This is a genomic window from Flavobacterium panici (assembly GCF_024499525.1).
GTDB lineage: Bacteria > Bacteroidota > Bacteroidia > Flavobacteriales > Flavobacteriaceae > Flavobacterium > Flavobacterium panici.
Window position 1 is genome coordinate 3882947 of record NZ_CP100437.1, and the last position, 16536, is coordinate 3899482.

Annotated in this window: 14 protein-coding genes; 5 read left to right on the forward strand and 9 right to left on the reverse strand. The window is 34.3% G+C overall.

Going from position 1 to position 16536, the window contains the following annotated elements; genetic code table 11:
* Nucleotides 1–110: 110 nt before the first annotated feature.
* Entirely contained in the window at nt 111–500 is a 390-nt protein-coding gene (locus NLJ00_RS16350) for a winged helix-turn-helix transcriptional regulator (RefSeq protein WP_082356351.1), read from the reverse strand.
* A 107-nt stretch (nt 501–607) separates the two neighbouring features.
* Between NLJ00_RS16350 and NLJ00_RS16355 the strand changes: the two genes are divergently transcribed.
* Nucleotides 608–1216 (forward strand): FMN-dependent NADH-azoreductase, encoded by a 609-nt coding sequence (locus NLJ00_RS16355; RefSeq protein ID WP_256634580.1) that lies wholly within the window; start codon nt 608–610, stop codon nt 1214–1216.
* A 94-nt stretch (nt 1217–1310) separates the two neighbouring features.
* Here NLJ00_RS16355 and NLJ00_RS16360 read toward each other — a convergent pair whose 3' ends face one another.
* On the reverse strand, nt 1311–2591 hold the full coding sequence (locus tag NLJ00_RS16360; protein WP_256634581.1) for an acetyl-CoA C-acetyltransferase: 1281 nt from the start codon (nt 2589–2591) through the stop codon (nt 1311–1313).
* A gap of 217 nt (nt 2592–2808) precedes the next feature.
* Here NLJ00_RS16360 and NLJ00_RS16365 point away from each other — a divergent pair, with 217 nt between their 5' ends.
* Complete coding sequence (locus NLJ00_RS16365; protein ID WP_256634582.1) at nt 2809–5235, forward strand: TonB-dependent receptor; 2427 nt, start codon at nt 2809–2811, stop codon at nt 5233–5235.
* Between the two features lie 238 nt (nt 5236–5473).
* Here NLJ00_RS16365 and NLJ00_RS16370 read toward each other — a convergent pair whose 3' ends face one another.
* The 3 genes from NLJ00_RS16370 to NLJ00_RS16380 all read right to left on the reverse strand — a co-directional run bounded on the left by NLJ00_RS16370 (nt 5474) and on the right by NLJ00_RS16380 (nt 7865).
* Nucleotides 5474–6496 (reverse strand): LLM class flavin-dependent oxidoreductase, encoded by a 1023-nt coding sequence (locus NLJ00_RS16370; protein ID WP_256634583.1) that lies wholly within the window; start codon nt 6494–6496, stop codon nt 5474–5476.
* Nucleotides 6497–6634: 138 nt separating this feature from the next.
* Complete coding sequence (locus NLJ00_RS16375; protein ID WP_180857895.1) at nt 6635–7042, reverse strand: DUF1634 domain-containing protein; 408 nt, start codon at nt 7040–7042, stop codon at nt 6635–6637.
* A complete protein-coding gene (locus NLJ00_RS16380; protein WP_256634584.1) occupies nt 7029–7865 on the reverse strand; it encodes a sulfite exporter TauE/SafE family protein in 837 nt (278 codons plus the stop codon). Before NLJ00_RS16380 ends, NLJ00_RS16375 begins: the two co-directional genes overlap by 14 nt.
* 379 nt (nt 7866–8244) lie before the next feature.
* On the opposite strand from NLJ00_RS16380, the gene NLJ00_RS16385 reads away from it, so the two are divergent.
* Complete coding sequence (locus NLJ00_RS16385; protein WP_256634585.1) at nt 8245–10173, forward strand: tetratricopeptide repeat protein; 1929 nt, start codon at nt 8245–8247, stop codon at nt 10171–10173.
* A gap of 83 nt (nt 10174–10256) precedes the next feature.
* Entirely contained in the window at nt 10257–10649 is a 393-nt protein-coding gene (locus NLJ00_RS16390; RefSeq protein WP_180857893.1) for a hypothetical protein, read from the forward strand.
* 846 nt (nt 10650–11495) lie between these two features.
* Here the strand turns inward: NLJ00_RS16390 and NLJ00_RS16395 are convergent.
* The 4 genes from NLJ00_RS16395 to NLJ00_RS16410 all read right to left on the reverse strand — a co-directional run bounded on the left by NLJ00_RS16395 (nt 11496) and on the right by NLJ00_RS16410 (nt 14913).
* Nucleotides 11496–11930, reverse strand: coding sequence for a DoxX family protein (locus NLJ00_RS16395; RefSeq protein WP_256634586.1), 435 nt, complete (start codon nt 11928–11930; stop codon nt 11496–11498).
* Nucleotides 11931–12302: 372 nt separating this feature from the next.
* Nucleotides 12303–13352 carry an alpha/beta hydrolase gene (locus NLJ00_RS16400; protein WP_256634587.1) on the reverse strand — a complete coding sequence of 350 codons (1050 nt, stop codon included), beginning with the start codon at nt 13350–13352 and terminating at the stop codon, nt 12303–12305.
* A gap of 79 nt (nt 13353–13431) precedes the next feature.
* Nucleotides 13432–14301: a helix-turn-helix domain-containing protein gene (locus NLJ00_RS16405; RefSeq protein WP_256634588.1), complete on the reverse strand. Its 870-nt coding sequence runs from the start codon at nt 14299–14301 to the stop codon at nt 13432–13434.
* A gap of 51 nt (nt 14302–14352) precedes the next feature.
* A complete protein-coding gene (locus tag NLJ00_RS16410; RefSeq protein WP_256634589.1) occupies nt 14353–14913 on the reverse strand; it encodes a GNAT family N-acetyltransferase in 561 nt (186 codons plus the stop codon).
* A gap of 439 nt (nt 14914–15352) precedes the next feature.
* Between NLJ00_RS16410 and NLJ00_RS16415 the strand changes: the two genes are divergently transcribed.
* Nucleotides 15353–16366, forward strand: a complete 1014-nt coding sequence (locus NLJ00_RS16415) for a zinc-binding alcohol dehydrogenase family protein (protein WP_256634590.1) — start codon at nt 15353–15355, stop codon at nt 16364–16366.
* Nucleotides 16367–16536: the final 170 nt, after the last annotated feature.

Below are 16536 nucleotides of genomic sequence, written 5' to 3' on the forward strand. Positions count from 1 at the left end.
AAAGGCACTAAGGCACAAAGTTTTTTTTACACAATCCTTATAATTATCGGGATCAGGTTAAGTAGATTTTAAAATCATTTTAATCCTTTTAATCTGTGGCAAAAAAACTTTTATTTTCCGATAATTTCTTTTCGGTGTAAAGTTCCCCAGTCTTTTAGGGCCATGATAACATCTCCTAAAGATTGACTGTGCTGGGTGCGTGAATATTCAACCGTTGGCGGAAAAGTATCATAAACCGTTCTGGTAACAAGTTTATTTATTTCAAGATCTTTTAATTCTTTCGAAAGCATCTTGTCTGTGATTCCGTTGATGTCTTTTGAGATTTCTTTAAAACGTTTTGGTCTGTCAGACAAAGCAATTAAAATAGGTAATTTCCATCTTCCGCTTAAAACTTCTAAAGCGTCTCTTACAGGCAATAATGCCGCCATGCATTCTTGTGGTTTACAATCTTTATCTTCTTTTTTGAATGTTCTTACTGCTGTTTTTACTTCTGCTTCCATATATATCACATTACTATCTTCAAGGATAGCGCTATCCTCGGGGATAGTACTATAAAAGAGATAGCAAATGTAGATAAGTTTGTATCGTAAAACAAATAATTTAAATCATGAGCCAAAAAATTCTACGCATAATTACCAGTACAAACGGAGACACTTCGTTTAGTAATCAATTATCAAATGCTATTATCGAAAAACTAGCAGCACAAACAGAAACGGAAGTACAAACTCTCGATCTTACTCAAACACCTTTGCCTTATTTAACAGGATCGCATATTAATGCTGTTTATACGCCTGCAGAAGCACATACGCCAGAACAAACAGACGCATTGAAATATTCTGATGCAGCAATAAAAACGTTATTAGAATCGGATGTAATCGTGATTGGTGTGCCTTTATACAACTTCGGAATTCCGGCAGTTTTAAAAGGATGGATCGATCAGGTTGCAAGAGCAGGAAAAACTTTTAGCTATAGTCCGGAAGGAGCAAAAGGATTAGTTACCGATAAAAAAGTATACTTGTCAATCGCTTCCGGGGCTATATTTTCTGAAGGGCCATACAAAAGTTACGATTTCTCAGAGTCGTATCTTAGAACTGTATTAGGCTTTTTAGGAATGACTGATGTTACAACTTTCCGTGTGGAAGGAACTGCAATTCCTGATTTTGCAGAAAATGCTTTACCAAAAGCTTTATCTTCTGTTGAAGAATTTGCTTTTTAATTAAAAGTAGAATTATCCATTTTGATTTTATAAGTAAACCCGACAGGTTTTAAAAACCTGCCGGGTTTGTTGTAAAGTATAAATATTGAATTTATTATTTTTCAATAATCATCGTAACGCCTTGTCCTCCGGCGGCACAGATTGAAACAAATCCTCTTCCTGAACCTTTTTCATTTAATAATTTTGCCATAACGCCAATTATTCTTCCTCCGGTTGCGGCAAAAGGATGCGCGGCTGCAAGACTGCTTCCTTTTACATTTAGTTTTTCCCTGTCAATTGCACCAAGTGTTTTCTTCAAGCCTAATTCGGCACTCAATTCCGGGCTTTCCCAAATTTTTAAAGTTGCCAAAACCTGAGCGGCAAAAGCTTCGTGAATTTCATAATAATCAAAATCCTGTAAATTTAATTCGGCCTTTTCAAGCATTCTGCTGGCTGCAAATAAAGGCGCCAATAAAAGATTTTGCTGATTTTTGACATATTCAATCGCCGCAATTTCGGCAAAAGTAATATACGCCAGGATTGGTAATCCGCGTTCGTTTGCCCATTCTTCGCTGGCTAAAAGTATACAGGACGCACCATCTGTTAAAGGAGTTGAATTTCCTGCAGTTAAAGTTCCGTTTGATTTATCAAAAGCAGGATTTAGTTTCGCCAGTTTTTCTATACTGCTGTCTTTCCTTAAATTATTATCTCTGTCAAGTCCGTTAAAAGGCGTAATCATATCAGTAAAAAAACCTTCGTCATACGCTTTTGCCATATTCAAATGACTTTTAAGAGCCAGATTGTCCTGATCTTCTCTTGGAATTTTATAATATTTTGCCGTAATCTCCGTATGTCCGCCCATCGAAAGTCCGGTTTGTGTTTCTTCATTTCTTGGAACTAACGGAGAAAAATCTTTTGGACGAAGCTTTAAAAACGCCTTGATTTTTTCACCCAATGATTTTGCCTGTCTGGCTTTAAGCAGCGTTTTTCTCAAATTTTCACTTACGGCAATTGGCATATCACTAATAGAATCGACTCCTCCGGCAATTCCAGATTCTATTTGTCCAAGCGCAATTTTATTGGCAATATAAACTGCACTTTCAATTCCGGTATCACAGGCTTGCTGCAAATCGCAGGCTGGGGTAGCGGGATCGAGAGCCGTTTTCATAACACATTCTCTGATCATATTCATGTCATAAGAATGTTTTATTACGGCACCTCCGGCAACTTCGCCTAACAATTGCCCCTTTAAATTATATTTATCAATAAGCCCGTTTAAGGCTGCGGTCATCATTTCCTGATTTCCAACATTTGCATAAGCGGTATTGGCTCTCGCAAACGGAATTCGATTATAACCTACAATAGCAACTTTTCTAACTGTTTTTGTGGTATTCATTGATTTATGTTTTTTGTTGTGGAAATTTATTTTGCGGATTAAAGATAAGTATACTTCCTCAATTATTTGCTTTCTCCTGAAGTTTATAAAGTTATAAGTGTAAAAATATCACTAAATGATCTTAATATTTTATATTTATTTAGAATAATTAAAAATAATTTGGAAAACCCGCCATTACCGTTTACTTTTGCCAAACAAAACTTAAAATAGTACTAAAATGAGTATAAATATCATTAAGAAAGTTTGTTTTTTGATGGTTCTTTTGACTTCACTAAATGCAATGAGTCAGGAATTAGGAAAAGTAAACGGAAAGATTTCTTTAAGCGGTAACGAACCAGTGCCGGGTGTTTCAATAGTTCTAAAAGGAACAAGATATTCGGCAGTTACAAATGACAACGGTCAATATGAAATTAAAAATGTTAAGCCGGGTTCTTACACGATTAGTGTTCGTGCAGTTGGAATTCATGCCGTTGAAAACACAATCGTAGTAACGGCAAAACAAACTACTACCAAAAACTTTATACTTTCTGAAAGTCAGGAAGATCTTGATGAAGTTGTCATTACAAAAAATAAATACAAACAAGACAAACCTTCATTATCATTACGTCTTCAGACCCCGGTACTTGAAATCCCACAGAATATTCAAATCGTAAGCGGACAAACTTTAAAAGACCAGCAGATTATCAGTATGAGCGATGGAGTGATCCGTAATGTGAGTGGTGCTGTGCGCTTAGAACACTGGGGAGATATGTATACGAATATTACAATGCGTGGTTCACAAATACAGGCTTTCCGTAACGGATTTAATGTAGTTACTTCTTTTTGGGGACCATTGACAGAAGATATGAGTTTTGTGGATCATATCGAATTTGTGAAAGGGCCAGCAGGATTTATGCTTTCGAGTGGTGATCCAAGCGGACTTTATAATGTTGTGACTAAAAAACCAACTGGAATTACCAAAGGAGAAGCTACTGTTATGGCTGGAAGTTTTGATTTTTACAGAGCAAGTATTGATCTTGATGGAAAATTTGATAAAGAAGGGAAGTTTTTATACCGTTTTAATGGTGCTTTTCAAAAGAAAGGTTCTCACAGACCGTTTGAACACAATGACCGTTATGTAATTGCTCCGGTACTTTCGTATCAAATTGATGATAAAACAAAAGTTACTTTAGAGTACAACTACCAAATGGCTAATATGACTGAGGTTGGTTCTTATTATATTTTTGGAGCTGATGCTGGAGGATATGCAACTTTGCCAAGAAATTTTACTATGACACAGCCGGGTCTGCCAGATACAAAAATGAACGATCACAGCGGATATTTTACATTTGAACATAAATTTGATGACAACTGGAAACTTACTGCACAAACATCATATTTTAAATATCTTCAAAAAGGATACAGCTCATGGCCAACCGGTGTGGGACCTGGATCAGTTGATTTAGATTATGATGAGATACCTGACGGAACTCTTGGGTATGGTGAAATTATACGAAATGTTGGTATTTGGGATGCGGAAAGCGACATGTTTTTAGGACAGATTTTTGTTAATGGTAAATTCAATACAGGACCTGTTTCTCATAAAGTATTAGGAGGAATAGATGCAGGAAATAAAGAATACTATGCAGATTTTTATCAATCACATGATTTAGATACTTTCGATAATCCGTTTAATATTTTTGCACCAAATTATGGAATCCCGGCAAACGGACTGCCTGTTTTTGATCGTGATACGCCGCTTAAGGAGAGATCTTTTGGCGGTATGATTTCAAAATATACGGCAGCTTACATTCAGGATGAATTAGGTTTCTTTGAAAATAAATTGAGATTGACTCTTGCAGCAAGATATACATGGATTAATCAAACAAACTGGGGTGATGTTCAAGAAGATACTCACATTACACCTCGTGTTGGTATTAGTTATTCTATAACACCAAGTACATCGGTTTACGGATTGTACGATCAGGCTTTTACACCTCAGTCAGGAATTATTCAAAATGGAGATCCAATTAAACCTCTTACTGGAAATAATATCGAGTTTGGAATTAAAAAAGATTGGTTTGACGGATCATGGAGCACTACAGTTGCTGCTTATAGAATTTTGAAAGAAAACGAATTGACTTCTGATCCTACTAATGGACCTAATGATGTATTTAAAGTTGTATTAGGAGAAAAAAGAGCACAAGGTATAGAAGTTGATCTTAGAGGAAAAATCTTTGACGGTCTTAATTTAATTGCAAATTATGCTTTTACAGAATCTATAGTTACAGATTCTAATGTTCCAAGTATTATACAAGGTTCTACTGTACCGGGTTTCTCTAAACATGTTGCAAATGCATGGCTAAATTATACTCTTGTAAATGGTAAGTTAAAAGGATTTGGAGCGTCTATTGGAGGTACATACCTTGCAGGAAGACAAACAGATACTTGGGCTGCCGGACTCGAAAGACTTCCAGAATATTTTAAACTTGATGGTGGTTTATCTTATGAGATTGGAAAAATGAAATTTACAGCGAATGTATTTAATATTTTAGATAAATATCTTTACAGTGGTTCTTATTATGCTTCAACTAATATTAATGCTTACTATTGGCAGACAGAACAACCAAGAAACTTCAGATTTGGCGTAACATACAAATTCTAAAAATATTTAATTGTTCTGGTTGAAAAATTACAATTAAAAAAGAAAGCATCCGCTAAAACGGATGCTTTCTTTTTTATAGGTTCAAAGGTTCAGAGCGGCAAAGGTTCAAAGTTTTTTTGAAAATTTGCCCACGGATTTGACGGATTAAACGGATTTACGCAGTTTTATTTTTTCCATACGTTAGATAAAAAAGAACCAGCGTAAATCCGTTTAATTCGTGTAATCTGTGGTCCAAAATCTAACCCTTCTTAATCAAAGGAATTAGTTTTGTTCCTATAAGTTCTATCGCGTTCATTAATTGTGAATGCGTTAATCCTGCGTTGTCCATTTGGAACGTAAATCTTTCAACGCCGCCCAGTGCTTCGCTGTGGCGTAAAATTTTCTCTGCAGCTCTTTCAGGACTTCCCACAATTAAAACTCCAAGATCATCAATTAATCCATCAAATTTACCTTTTGTTACGGGAGGCCAGCCTCTCTCATATCCTAATTTTGTCCACAATTCGGCATAACCCGGATAATATTCTTCGATAGCTTTTTCGGTTGTATTCGAAACATAACCCGGCGAATGCAGTCCAACTTTTAATTCGTGCGGTTTAAAACCAGCCGTTTTTCCGGCTTCACGATATAAATCAATCAAAGGTCTAAAACGATGTGTTTGTCCGCCAATAACAGCAACCATTAAAGGTAAACCTAAACTTCCGGCTCTTACAAAAGATTCCGGAGTTCCGCCAACGCCAAGCCAAATCGGCATTTTTTCCTGTAAAGCCCTCGGATAAACCGGAAGATTATTTAGTTCCGGACGAAATTTTCCGTACCACGTTATAAATTCATTATCTCTAACTTGTAAAAGCAATTCGAGTTTTTCCTTAAAAAGCGCATCATAATCCTTAAGGTCATATCCAAAAAGCGGATAAGCTTCAATAGCAGATCCGCGCCCGACAACAATTTCGGCTCTGCCTTTTGAAATTAAATCCAATGTCGCAAAACTTTGATAAACGCGTACAGGATCGGCGGCACTTAGAACCGTCACCGCACTTGCCAAACGAATATTTTTTGTTCGAGCCGCAGCCGCACTCAAAATTACTGCTGTTGCCGAATCCAGAAATTCTTTTTTATGATGTTCTCCAATTCCAAAAACATCCAATCCAGCCTGATCTGCAAATTCAATTCTCTGCAGCAGTTGTTCCATCGCGTCAACACTACTCAAAGTGTTGCTGTCGCCGTACATTGCCGAAGCAAAACTATCGATTCCTATTTCCATAAATTTTTCTAAATTTCAATGACAATGTTAATATCAATATCAAATTCCAATTTTTAAATCCCAAATTCCAAATTCCACAATCTAAAATCCAAATTCTAAAATCCAAACTCTAAAATCTAAAATCTACAATCTAAAATTCTAATGTGAAAACCCAAATGAAATACTAGTTATAATAATCAGAATAACAATCAGCGTGATCACTACATATAAATAATCTTTCTCGATTAAAAAAGAGAAAAGAGAAAGTAAAACCCTGAAAACGGGAGTTAAAAACAATAATATGATTCCGAAGAAGATCAAAAATTCACCGCTTCCAGAAATTACACCATTTACAACCGACGAAATTACTTCAAATATATTTCGGTCATTTTCTTTAAAAACAGAATAATCTTCAATGTCATTTCCGTGGTGCATCAAATAAACGATTCCGCCAATAAAAGCTACTGATAATGAAATCCAAACGCCATAGCGTAATAAGTTTCCAATAATGGTTTGAAAATCTTTTTCTCCAAATTTTTCGTGCGTCATAACTTTAGATTTTTCCATTAAGTCCATTATAAATCATATTAACTGCCAATACAAAAATCAAGCATGCAAAAAATATTCTAAGTTTTTTAGGATTTGTTCTAACCAAAATTTTTGCTCCGGCCATTGCGCCAAACAAAACACCAATAACAACCGGCATACAAATTCCTGGCTCGATATATCCTTTTTGAATGTAAATAACAGAACTCGCCATTGCCGTAACACCCATCATAAAATTACTGGTTGTGGTAGAAACTTTAAACGGAATTCGCATAATATTATCCATGGCAATAACTTTAAAAGCACCAGAACCAATCCCCAGTAAACCCGACATCATTCCGGCAATTCCCATCATACTGAAACCGCCAATAACATTTTTAGTTCCGTAGCTTACCACTTGTCCGTCGTGCGTTGGGTAAGTTCCCTCAAGTTTCAAGCTTTTTGCCAGCGGACTTGATTCTAAAACAATATGTTCTTCTTTTTTACGAAGCGAATTTATAGCCGAAAAAATCAAAGTAAGTCCGAATAAAACAGCGATAAATGAAGTAGGTGCAATGGTAGAAAGTAAAGCACCACAAACGGCTCCGATTGTGGTAGCGATTTCCAGAAAAATGCCGAGGCGCATATTGGTAATTCCTTCCTTAACATAAGCCGCCGCAGAACCTGAAGAAGTCGCAATTACCGAAACTAAAGCGGCTCCAATTGCATAATGAATATCAACACCAAGAATAATAGTTAGAAGCGGAATAATAATTATACCACCGCCCAAGCCTGATAATGAACCAATAAAGCCAGCTAAAAAAGCACCAAGCAGCATTATCAGGGTAAAAGTAAGTACTGTCATTAAGATAAATTTTGTTTGATGCTAATTTACGAATACATATTTGTTCGGGATGAGTTTACGACCTTAAATATACCTTAAAAATGTTTTTTTAGTTTTCAGTCGCAGTCTCAGTTTTCAGTCTTGGTGCTCAGGAACTTTGTCAAAGTTTTAAACTTTGACAAAGTTATAGCGACTGAAAACTGCGACTGAAAACTGCGACTGAAAACTGCGACTGAAAACTGCGACTGAAAACTGCGACTGAAAACTGCGACTGAAAACTGCGACTGAAAACTCACAATTCACCATTTACAATTAACAATTAAAAAAAATCATCATTTATAATGACTCCTCCGCTATAACGAACTTTTACATTTGCGGTTTTAAAATTGAAGAATAAATCATGAAAAATTACCGTTCGTATAAAAGAGTTGATCCCGTTTATTTTAGCGGAGAAATTTTCTTTCCTGTCGGATTATTGTTTGTTGCCGCGCTTATAAGTTATTTTCTATTGTACTTCCTCGGACTTGGATTTGCGGTGTTTTTTAATGCTGCCATCGCCTGGTGCGGTTATTTTTACTTTTTTTATTACGGAAAATCCAGTGCCAGTATCAGTTTAGAATTTGTGTTTGGCGTTATTGTGATAACCGCATTGCTGCTTTTTGTAGATTATGGCGTTTATGCTTTAGTCACATGTCAAAAAACAGGAACTTTTAATGGCTTGTATTTTTCAATATGGCTTGCCGTTTTGCTGGGTGCGCCGTTGGTTTATTATACACATTATTTTGGTTCACATCATTACGCACAAGTTAATCTGGCCAGTACTTATTTTAAAGCCACTTTTAGCGTTTATCACGATCGCGAACTTTTAATGTATATCGATTCGGTTGCATTTGTCAATTCTTCAAAACATTTGATTTCAGATGTAAAACTGGAGAATAATATTTGTTTTTATTCTGAAGAAGAACTTTCAGAAATGGAAACACAATCAAAATATTATCATTTAAACCAATCAGCTTTCTCAAGCTTAATTCATATTCCATTTGATGCAGATCGATTTCAAATATCATGGTTTTCTATTGTTGAAGATCGGTATTATAAAATAGATGTTCCGTTTCCTATGGATAAATTAGAACTCGAAGAAGAGAAATATCCGCTAGATGAACCTAAAAACATTCGAGGTAAAAAGTCGAAGCGAATTTATCTTCATATTTACCAAAACGGAGGCTTTAAATTATACAATGACGACACGGTTTTACTGGACTTCGAAGCCAATAACGAAACTGAAATAAGCGAAGAACAAAAACAAGAAAAAATTATAGCAAACCGACGTTGTCATAGATTTTATGATAACGAAGAACATTTTTCTCAATTAATTGAAAGAATAAAAAACTCCAATGACATTCAGGAACGTTTTGAATTAAAAGATAAACTTGTAGTCTGGAATTTAGAATTTGAAGGATTAGACAAACGCAATTATCTGGAAATAAGCGATAATTATTTTAAATATTATAAAATAGAAAAAGAAGCTATTGCAGAACCCGCTTTAAGACATTTACCCAGAAAACTCATTTTTGTACACAGAGGTTCTTATTTACGAACCTGGATGCGAGTACATATTGATATTCAGAAATTGAATCAGAAAATTGAAGAAGTTCTGGCAGCCGGATCCCAAAATCAGGTTTTGTTTGCTCTTGATTTTAAAGATGCTGCCGCAAAAGATTTAGTTTTTACAGTAATTGGAAATAATAAAAAATTAGTTTTTACAGGCTGGGAAATTGAAATTGATGAATATCGAAAAAAAGAAATAGACGAGGAACAGCTAGAGAAAAAAGAAGACGAAACCAAAAGAGCACTTTTAAAAGAAGGCTGGGATTTTGTTTTTGCCAAAAATTATGAAGAAGCACAAAAAACATGCAATGCTATATTACTTATAGATCCTCAATATGCTTCGGCTTATTTTCTTGAAACCAGAATATTATGGTATACCAAAGGTTTTGAAGCCAGCTTTAAGAAAAGAAAATATTATTTCACAAAAACACAGCACGAACCTCCAGTAAATGCTCTTATCTACAATAATTACGGATGCATTTTAGATATAGAACTGCGCTATGAAGAATCGCTGCCGTACTTTGAAAAAGCAATTGAAATAAACCCGAAAGAACCCATTTTTGTGTGCAATCTCGGTGAAATGTATTATAAATTAAAACAACCCGAAAAAGCATTAAAAGAAGCCAGAAAGGCAAAAATGATGGGATATCAATCGGCAATGTTAACCGAAATTATAACCAATAAAGGCAAAATTGATTCGGATAAATCAGTCATAAATTAGAAATCAAAATCACTATAAATAGTGATGTCAGATAAAAATGCGGAAGATAAATTTGCCCCAATAATTAATCAATTAAATTGAATATGGGATTAGCAGAAAAACGTTTAGCAGAATCGATTAAAGTAGAAAAACTTCCGGCTTTTGAAGCAAAGCTAAAAGAAAGAGCAGGTTATGATATTAAAGTAGATATTGACTGGAATACTTTTACAGCTTATGATCAATATCCTTTATCAAGACTGGATATTGTTTTTGACGACTTAGAATCTTTCGTAAAAAAAATCTGTTCTGATGATATGGGAAAAGAAGCGCTGCAGGAAAAACTGAGCACCATTCACTTAACAAATTCTGAAAATAATGATGACGTTAAAATGGAATTAAAAGACGACACCTTGTTTTTAACCGTCCAATTGGTGCAGTCGTCATTTAATTCCCAAACCGATTCTCAAATCGCAAACTATGTAGAAGCACTTTTGTAGGTTATTGTTGTTTTTAAATATTTTGTGGGGCAAAACGGGATAGAGTAGTCTATCCCGTTTTCGTTTTTTAATACCCGGTCATCATTCCGTTAGGAATGTTTCATTGGTAGAAAAATTACAACAATCGGTATTTACATTCCGTAGGAATGTTTGATATTTCAGATTATTAAAAATGATAAAGCGATGTCAAAATCAAACGTTCCTACGGAACGCAAACAATAATAACAATATAATTTTCTACCTATGAAATGTTCCTACGGAACAAAGAAAATTATAAAATAAAAGAGGCTGTCTCGACGTTTGAGACAGCTTCTTTATTTTTTTTATATTTTATTATGTCAAAGTTTTAAACTTTGACAAAGTTACTCATCGAAAATAGGAAAAGCTATGTGTGAAAAAACGAGTTTTTTTAATCTCCCTTTTCCAAGAATAAAAAATCTATGTTTCTATGTGTTTAAAAAATAATTGAATATTTATATTTTATTATCAGCCGCAAAAGCAGTTTTACCAATTGTAGAAAATAATAAGGCAGTTCTTTTGTTGTAATTATTTTGCTTGCTTTTAATGAAAACTCAAGTTATGATTTTTTAATACCCAGTCATCATTCCGTTAGGAATGTTTCATTGGTAGAAATAAATAGCAACAATCGGTATTTACATTCCGTAGGAATGTTTGATATTTCAGATTATTAAAAATGAGAAAGCCATGTCAAAATCAAACGTTCCTACGGAACGCAAACAATAATAACAATATAATTTTCTACCAATGAAATGTTCCTACGGAACAAAGAAAATTATAAAATAAAAAGAGGTTATCTCGACTTTTGAGACAGCCTCTTTTGTTTTTTTATATTTTATTATCAGCAGCAAAAGCAGTTTTACCAATTGTAGAAAGCAATAAAGCCGCCGCTGCACTTGTCAAAACAGAATAATCAAAAGGCGCTTTTACCGAAATAGAATTTGCCATTGCAAATGCAAAAACCAACATTAAAAAAGCAGTTCCTAAAGCAGCAATTCTGGTTTTGAAACCAAATATTAATAAGACAGAAAACAGAATTTCGAAACCAGTTGCAATTGCACCCAATACTTCGGCTGTCGATTTACTGGCAAAAGAATTAAGCGTCTGCGTATAAAGAACAAAATTTTCCCAGTTTCCCCATGCAACACCATTAGAACCGGGCGCGCCCCAAAGTCCAAATCGGTCAGCAACTGCTGATAACATTGTTATTCCTAAAACTATTCTTAAAACTAAACCGGCTTCTAATATTGTTATGTTTTTCATTCTGTGTATTATTTATTTGTCAAATTGGGGGATTAAACGAATGTTTTTCCAACTAAAAAAAGCTGGCAAATCATTTTTATAACGATATTCTAAGCTTCAAATTGTTTAAAAAGGAGAATTCACAATCGATATTACTTTTTTTATAGGCTTTTTAATGAGAAATCATCATTTCTAATGATTTTTACTGCTGAATGAAATTCTACATTTGCCTCAGGATTTTTTGTTTTTATTTTTAGAAGTTCTGTAAATTAACTTGGAACGTAATCATCAGTAACTTCTTTTTAAAATAGACTTTCTATTTTAAGTATTAGTAAAGTAAAAAAGGGATAGAAAATTAATTCTATCCCTTTTTGTTTTCAAATATCTGGATTCTTATTTCAATGTTGTTTTAATTACAACCGCAGCTTGTTGAATTGCAGTTTGAATCGCCGGAACATTTGCAATAGGATTTAAAAGTCCGTAATCGTGAATCAATCCGTTGTATCTTGTTAAAGTTACAGGAACTCCAGCCTCGTTTAATTTTCTCGCATACGCTTCACCTTCATCTCTTAAAACATCATTTTCAGCAGTTTGAACCAGAGCAGGAGGTAAGTCTTTCAATTCTGCTAAACTTGCTTGCAATGGAGAAGCATATTTTTCTGTTCTTTTTGAAGCATCTGGCAAGTAATTATCCCAAAACCATTTCATCATATTTTTAGTTAAGAAACGTCCGTTAGCATATAAATTGTAAGACTCAGTTTCAAAATTAGCATCGGTTACCGGCCATAATAAAACTTGTAATTTAATATGAGGACCTTTTTTATCTTTTGCCATTAAAGTAATCGCAGCAGTCATATTTCCACCCACGCTATTTCCCACAACAGCCAGATTTTTACCGTTTACACCAATTTCTTTTCCGTTTTCGGCAACCCATTGAGTCGTTGCATAAATTTCATTAATCGCAACCGGATATTGAGCTTCCGGAGAAGGAGTGTAATCTGGGAAAACTGCAACTGCACCGCTTTCTACAACCAAATCTCTAACTAATCTTCTATGTGTTGGATAATCTCCTAAAACCCATCCGCCGCCGTGAATAAAGATAAATACCGGAGCATTTGCTTTAGCACCTTTAGGTTTTGTAATATGGATTTTAACTTTTAAACCGTTTTGAGAAATTACTCTTTCAGATTCTTCAATACCAGAATAATCAACTTCAACTGATTTTTGTGCACCAACCAATACGTTACGAGCGTCTGCAACAGATAATTGTTCCAAAGGTTTTCCGTTACCAGAATTTAATGCATTTAAAAAGCCTCTGACTTCTGTAAAAATTTCAGGGTCATTTTGCCCTTTAAATTGTCTTTCTTGTGCTGAAGCAATTGTATTTACGATTAACAATGCTGCAATAAATAAACCTTGTTGTAATACTTTAATAGTTTTCATATCATTTGTCTTTTTAATTATTTATAATTTGATAGGACAAAGATATGGCGGTAATACAGCTCTAAAAATAGACAAAAGTCTATTCTAATTGTACATTTTTCCCTTGAAGGTATTTTTTCTTGAAATTAGACGGAGTGTCGCCAACTTTATTGGTAAAAAGTCGGTTAAAATAAGCCGGATCTTCATATCCTAATTGATATGCAATCTCTTTTACACTTAAAGAAGAATAGCCCAAAAGCCTTTTAGCTTCCAGAATAATGCGGTCTTTAATAATATCGTTAGGCTGAGAAAGCTCTAAACGATTGAATTTATTCGAAAGTGTTTTTGGCGCAAGACCTAAAATATCAGCATAATCAGCAACGGTATGTTTAGTTCTGAAATGAATTTCGACCAAACGGCTGAAATCCCTAAAGAAATCCATTTCCTTTGAAGGTTCATCGTTCAAAACTCCCAATTGCTGTATTTTCCAGATTCGGGTAGCTTTAATAATAAGCTGTTTCAAATACGTGCGAATCATTTCTTCCTGTGAAGAATCGGGAGCGTCAAATTCCTGCTGAATCTGACTGTAAATGCCTTCCACAAATAAAACCTCTTTTTCAGGTAAAGTTGTCATAGGCATTTCAAAAATATTATTGAACAACAAACCATCGCAGGCAACCTCGGCATCATGAATCTGCACACAATAAAAGTCACGATTATAATACATAAAATAACCTTGCTTTTTTCCTTCCTTATTAATCTGTAAATATTGATTGCTGTTTATAAAAAACAGAGAAGGACTTGAAGTTTTGTATTGTTTAAAGTCAATTGTTATTTCGTAACCTTCCGGTAAATACAATACCTTAATATATGCTTTGTAATCGTCACCATTAATTTCCTCAACAGTTTCGGGATTCAGAATTAAAAATCCCAGTTTTTTATAATTAGATTCAAATATTTGGTGGTTCATTTCGGCTTGTTTTGGTTTAAAAATACTAATTTTCTTTGGCAGAGCCGAATTTTAATTCGGACTTATTTGAAGATGATCCAGTTTTTTTCCAACCAAAGTTTTTTTGCCCACAACCTTAAACCCAAGTTTTAAATAAAGACTTTTTGCCAGCGGATTATCTTCATCAACTAATAATCCTAAAGTCAGTTTATTTTTATGTACATATTCATCAATGAGAAACTGAAGTATTTTAGAACCAATTCCTTTTCCCTGATATTTCGGGTGTATTCCCACCGAATCAATATAATATTCACCAGCCTGCGTTTCTTCTTCCAGATAAAAATCAGGATTAAAATTGAGATGTACATAATCAATAATAGGAGCGCGCAATTTGCGTAAATCGGCGCCATTATAAACGCTGACAGCACCAATAATTTCATTTTCAGACTCGGCTACAAAACAATTTTCATACGAATATTGATTGCCTTCTCTTGCAGTAAAATAAGAAACCAACTCGAGTGCGCTGTCATGATCCTTTTTGCCCATATATTTATAGATGATATCTTCCATTGCCAGTAATAAAATAGGAGCAATGTATTTAGAATCGGATATATTGGCTTTGCGGATATTCATTTTGAGAAGTTTGATTTAGCAAATTTAAAGTTTTTTAAACACATAGGAACATAGTTTTTCTTTGCGTGTAAAGGCGTTTCACTTCTTTCAATGCACATAGCTATATGTGAAAAAACGAGTTTTTTTTAATATCCTCTTTTTCAAGAAATAAAAAAATCTATGTTTCTATGTGTTTAAACAAAAATGCCGAATTTCTACCAATATAAAATAAAAACATATCAGTTCTATTATTTTTAAGAGATTTGCTTTAAAAAATATGTTTCCCGCAGATTTTGCAGATTGAGCTGATAAATAAAAATATCTGCTAATCTGCAAAATCTGCGAGAGAACAAATAAAAGGCATTGAAAAATTTGTACCGATATTTTATAAAAATATACAATTTTTAAGAGTTAAAGCCCTCGTATCTTTGTTAGTATATTTTAATTAAAAATAAAAACGATGAAAGCAATAGGATTCAAATCATCATTACCCATAGAAGAAAAAGACAGTTTTATAGAATTTGAAACTGCAAAACCAATACCCGGAGCACACGATTTATTAGTAAAAATTGATGCCATCTCCGTAAATCCGGTTGATTTTAAAATTCGCCAGAGCTCTGCAAAAGACACCGTTCTGGAAACCCCAAAAATTATTGGCTGGGATGCTGTAGGAATTGTGCAGGCAGTTGGAGAAAAAGTAACTTTATTTGAAGTTGGAGATCCCGTTTACTACGCCGGAGATTTAACGAAACAAGGAAGTAACGCCGAATTTCAAATTGTTGACGAAAGAATTGTAGGTAATAAACCAACATCATTAACGAATGCAGAAGCAGCCGTGATTCCGTTGACAGGTTTAACAGCCTGGGAAATTCTTTTTGACAGAATCAGAATCAATCCGGAGAAAGACAAAGGAAAATCTATATTAATTATTGGAGGTGCCGGCGGCGTTGGTTCTATCGCCATTCAGCTATCAAAGAAAATTGCAGGATTAACGGTTATTGCAACAGCTTCACGTCCGGAAACAATAAAATGGTGCAAACAGCAAGGAGCAGATTTTGTGGTTGATCATAAAGATTTGGTTGCATCGGTTAGAGAAGCTGGTTTTCAGCATGTAGATTTTATTTTAGATTTTGTTGATACGAATGCATATTGGGATATTATGGCAGAACTGATTAAACCACAAGGACATATTGCATCGATTACCGGAAGTGCAGAACCTGTTGTTTTAAATAAACTGAAAGGTAAAAGTGTTTCCTTTTCATGGGAATTAATGTACACACGTTCAATGTTTCAAACAGAAGACATGATCGAACAGCATCATATTTTAAATAAAATTGCCGATTTATTAGACGAAGGTGTTTTAAAAACAACTTTAAAGGAAACTTATAAAGGACTTTCTGCAGAGAATCTTAAAAAAGCGCATCATCTTTTAGAATCAGGAAAAACGATTGGTAAAATTGCTATTAAGTATTAAAGCATTTTTAGGAAGTAAAAAAATCCCATTTTGTAATGGGATTTTTTTGTTTACAGCAGTTTTATTTAAACACATAGAAACATAGATTTTTTAATTCTTGAAAAGAGGATATTAAAAAAAACTGGTTTTTTGCACATAGCTTTACGCATTTTGATGGCGCAGCTTTGTCA

Excerpts from the sequence above, each read along its gene's own strand:
- NLJ00_RS16350 (WP_082356351.1), bottom strand. The coding sequence starts at position 500 with ATGGAAGCAGAAGTAAAAACAGCAGTAAGAACATTCAAAAAAGAAGAT.
- NLJ00_RS16355 (WP_256634580.1), top strand. The coding sequence starts at position 608 with ATGAGCCAAAAAATTCTACGCATAATTACCAGTACAAACGGAGACACT.
- NLJ00_RS16360 (WP_256634581.1), bottom strand. The coding sequence starts at position 2,591 with ATGAATACCACAAAAACAGTTAGAAAAGTTGCTATTGTAGGTTATAAT.
- NLJ00_RS16365 (WP_256634582.1), top strand. The coding sequence starts at position 2,809 with ATGAGTATAAATATCATTAAGAAAGTTTGTTTTTTGATGGTTCTTTTG.
- NLJ00_RS16370 (WP_256634583.1), bottom strand. The coding sequence starts at position 6,496 with ATGGAAATAGGAATCGATAGTTTTGCTTCGGCAATGTACGGCGACAGC.
- NLJ00_RS16375 (WP_180857895.1), bottom strand. The coding sequence starts at position 7,042 with ATGGAAAAATCTAAAGTTATGACGCACGAAAAATTTGGAGAAAAAGAT.
- NLJ00_RS16380 (WP_256634584.1), bottom strand. The coding sequence starts at position 7,865 with ATGACAGTACTTACTTTTACCCTGATAATGCTGCTTGGTGCTTTTTTA.
- NLJ00_RS16385 (WP_256634585.1), top strand. The coding sequence starts at position 8,245 with ATGAAAAATTACCGTTCGTATAAAAGAGTTGATCCCGTTTATTTTAGC.
- NLJ00_RS16390 (WP_180857893.1), top strand. The coding sequence starts at position 10,257 with ATGGGATTAGCAGAAAAACGTTTAGCAGAATCGATTAAAGTAGAAAAA.
- NLJ00_RS16395 (WP_256634586.1), bottom strand. The coding sequence starts at position 11,930 with ATGAAAAACATAACAATATTAGAAGCCGGTTTAGTTTTAAGAATAGTT.
- NLJ00_RS16400 (WP_256634587.1), bottom strand. The coding sequence starts at position 13,352 with ATGAAAACTATTAAAGTATTACAACAAGGTTTATTTATTGCAGCATTG.
- NLJ00_RS16405 (WP_256634588.1), bottom strand. The coding sequence starts at position 14,301 with ATGAACCACCAAATATTTGAATCTAATTATAAAAAACTGGGATTTTTA.
- NLJ00_RS16410 (WP_256634589.1), bottom strand. The coding sequence starts at position 14,913 with ATGAATATCCGCAAAGCCAATATATCCGATTCTAAATACATTGCTCCT.
- NLJ00_RS16415 (WP_256634590.1), top strand. The coding sequence starts at position 15,353 with ATGAAAGCAATAGGATTCAAATCATCATTACCCATAGAAGAAAAAGAC.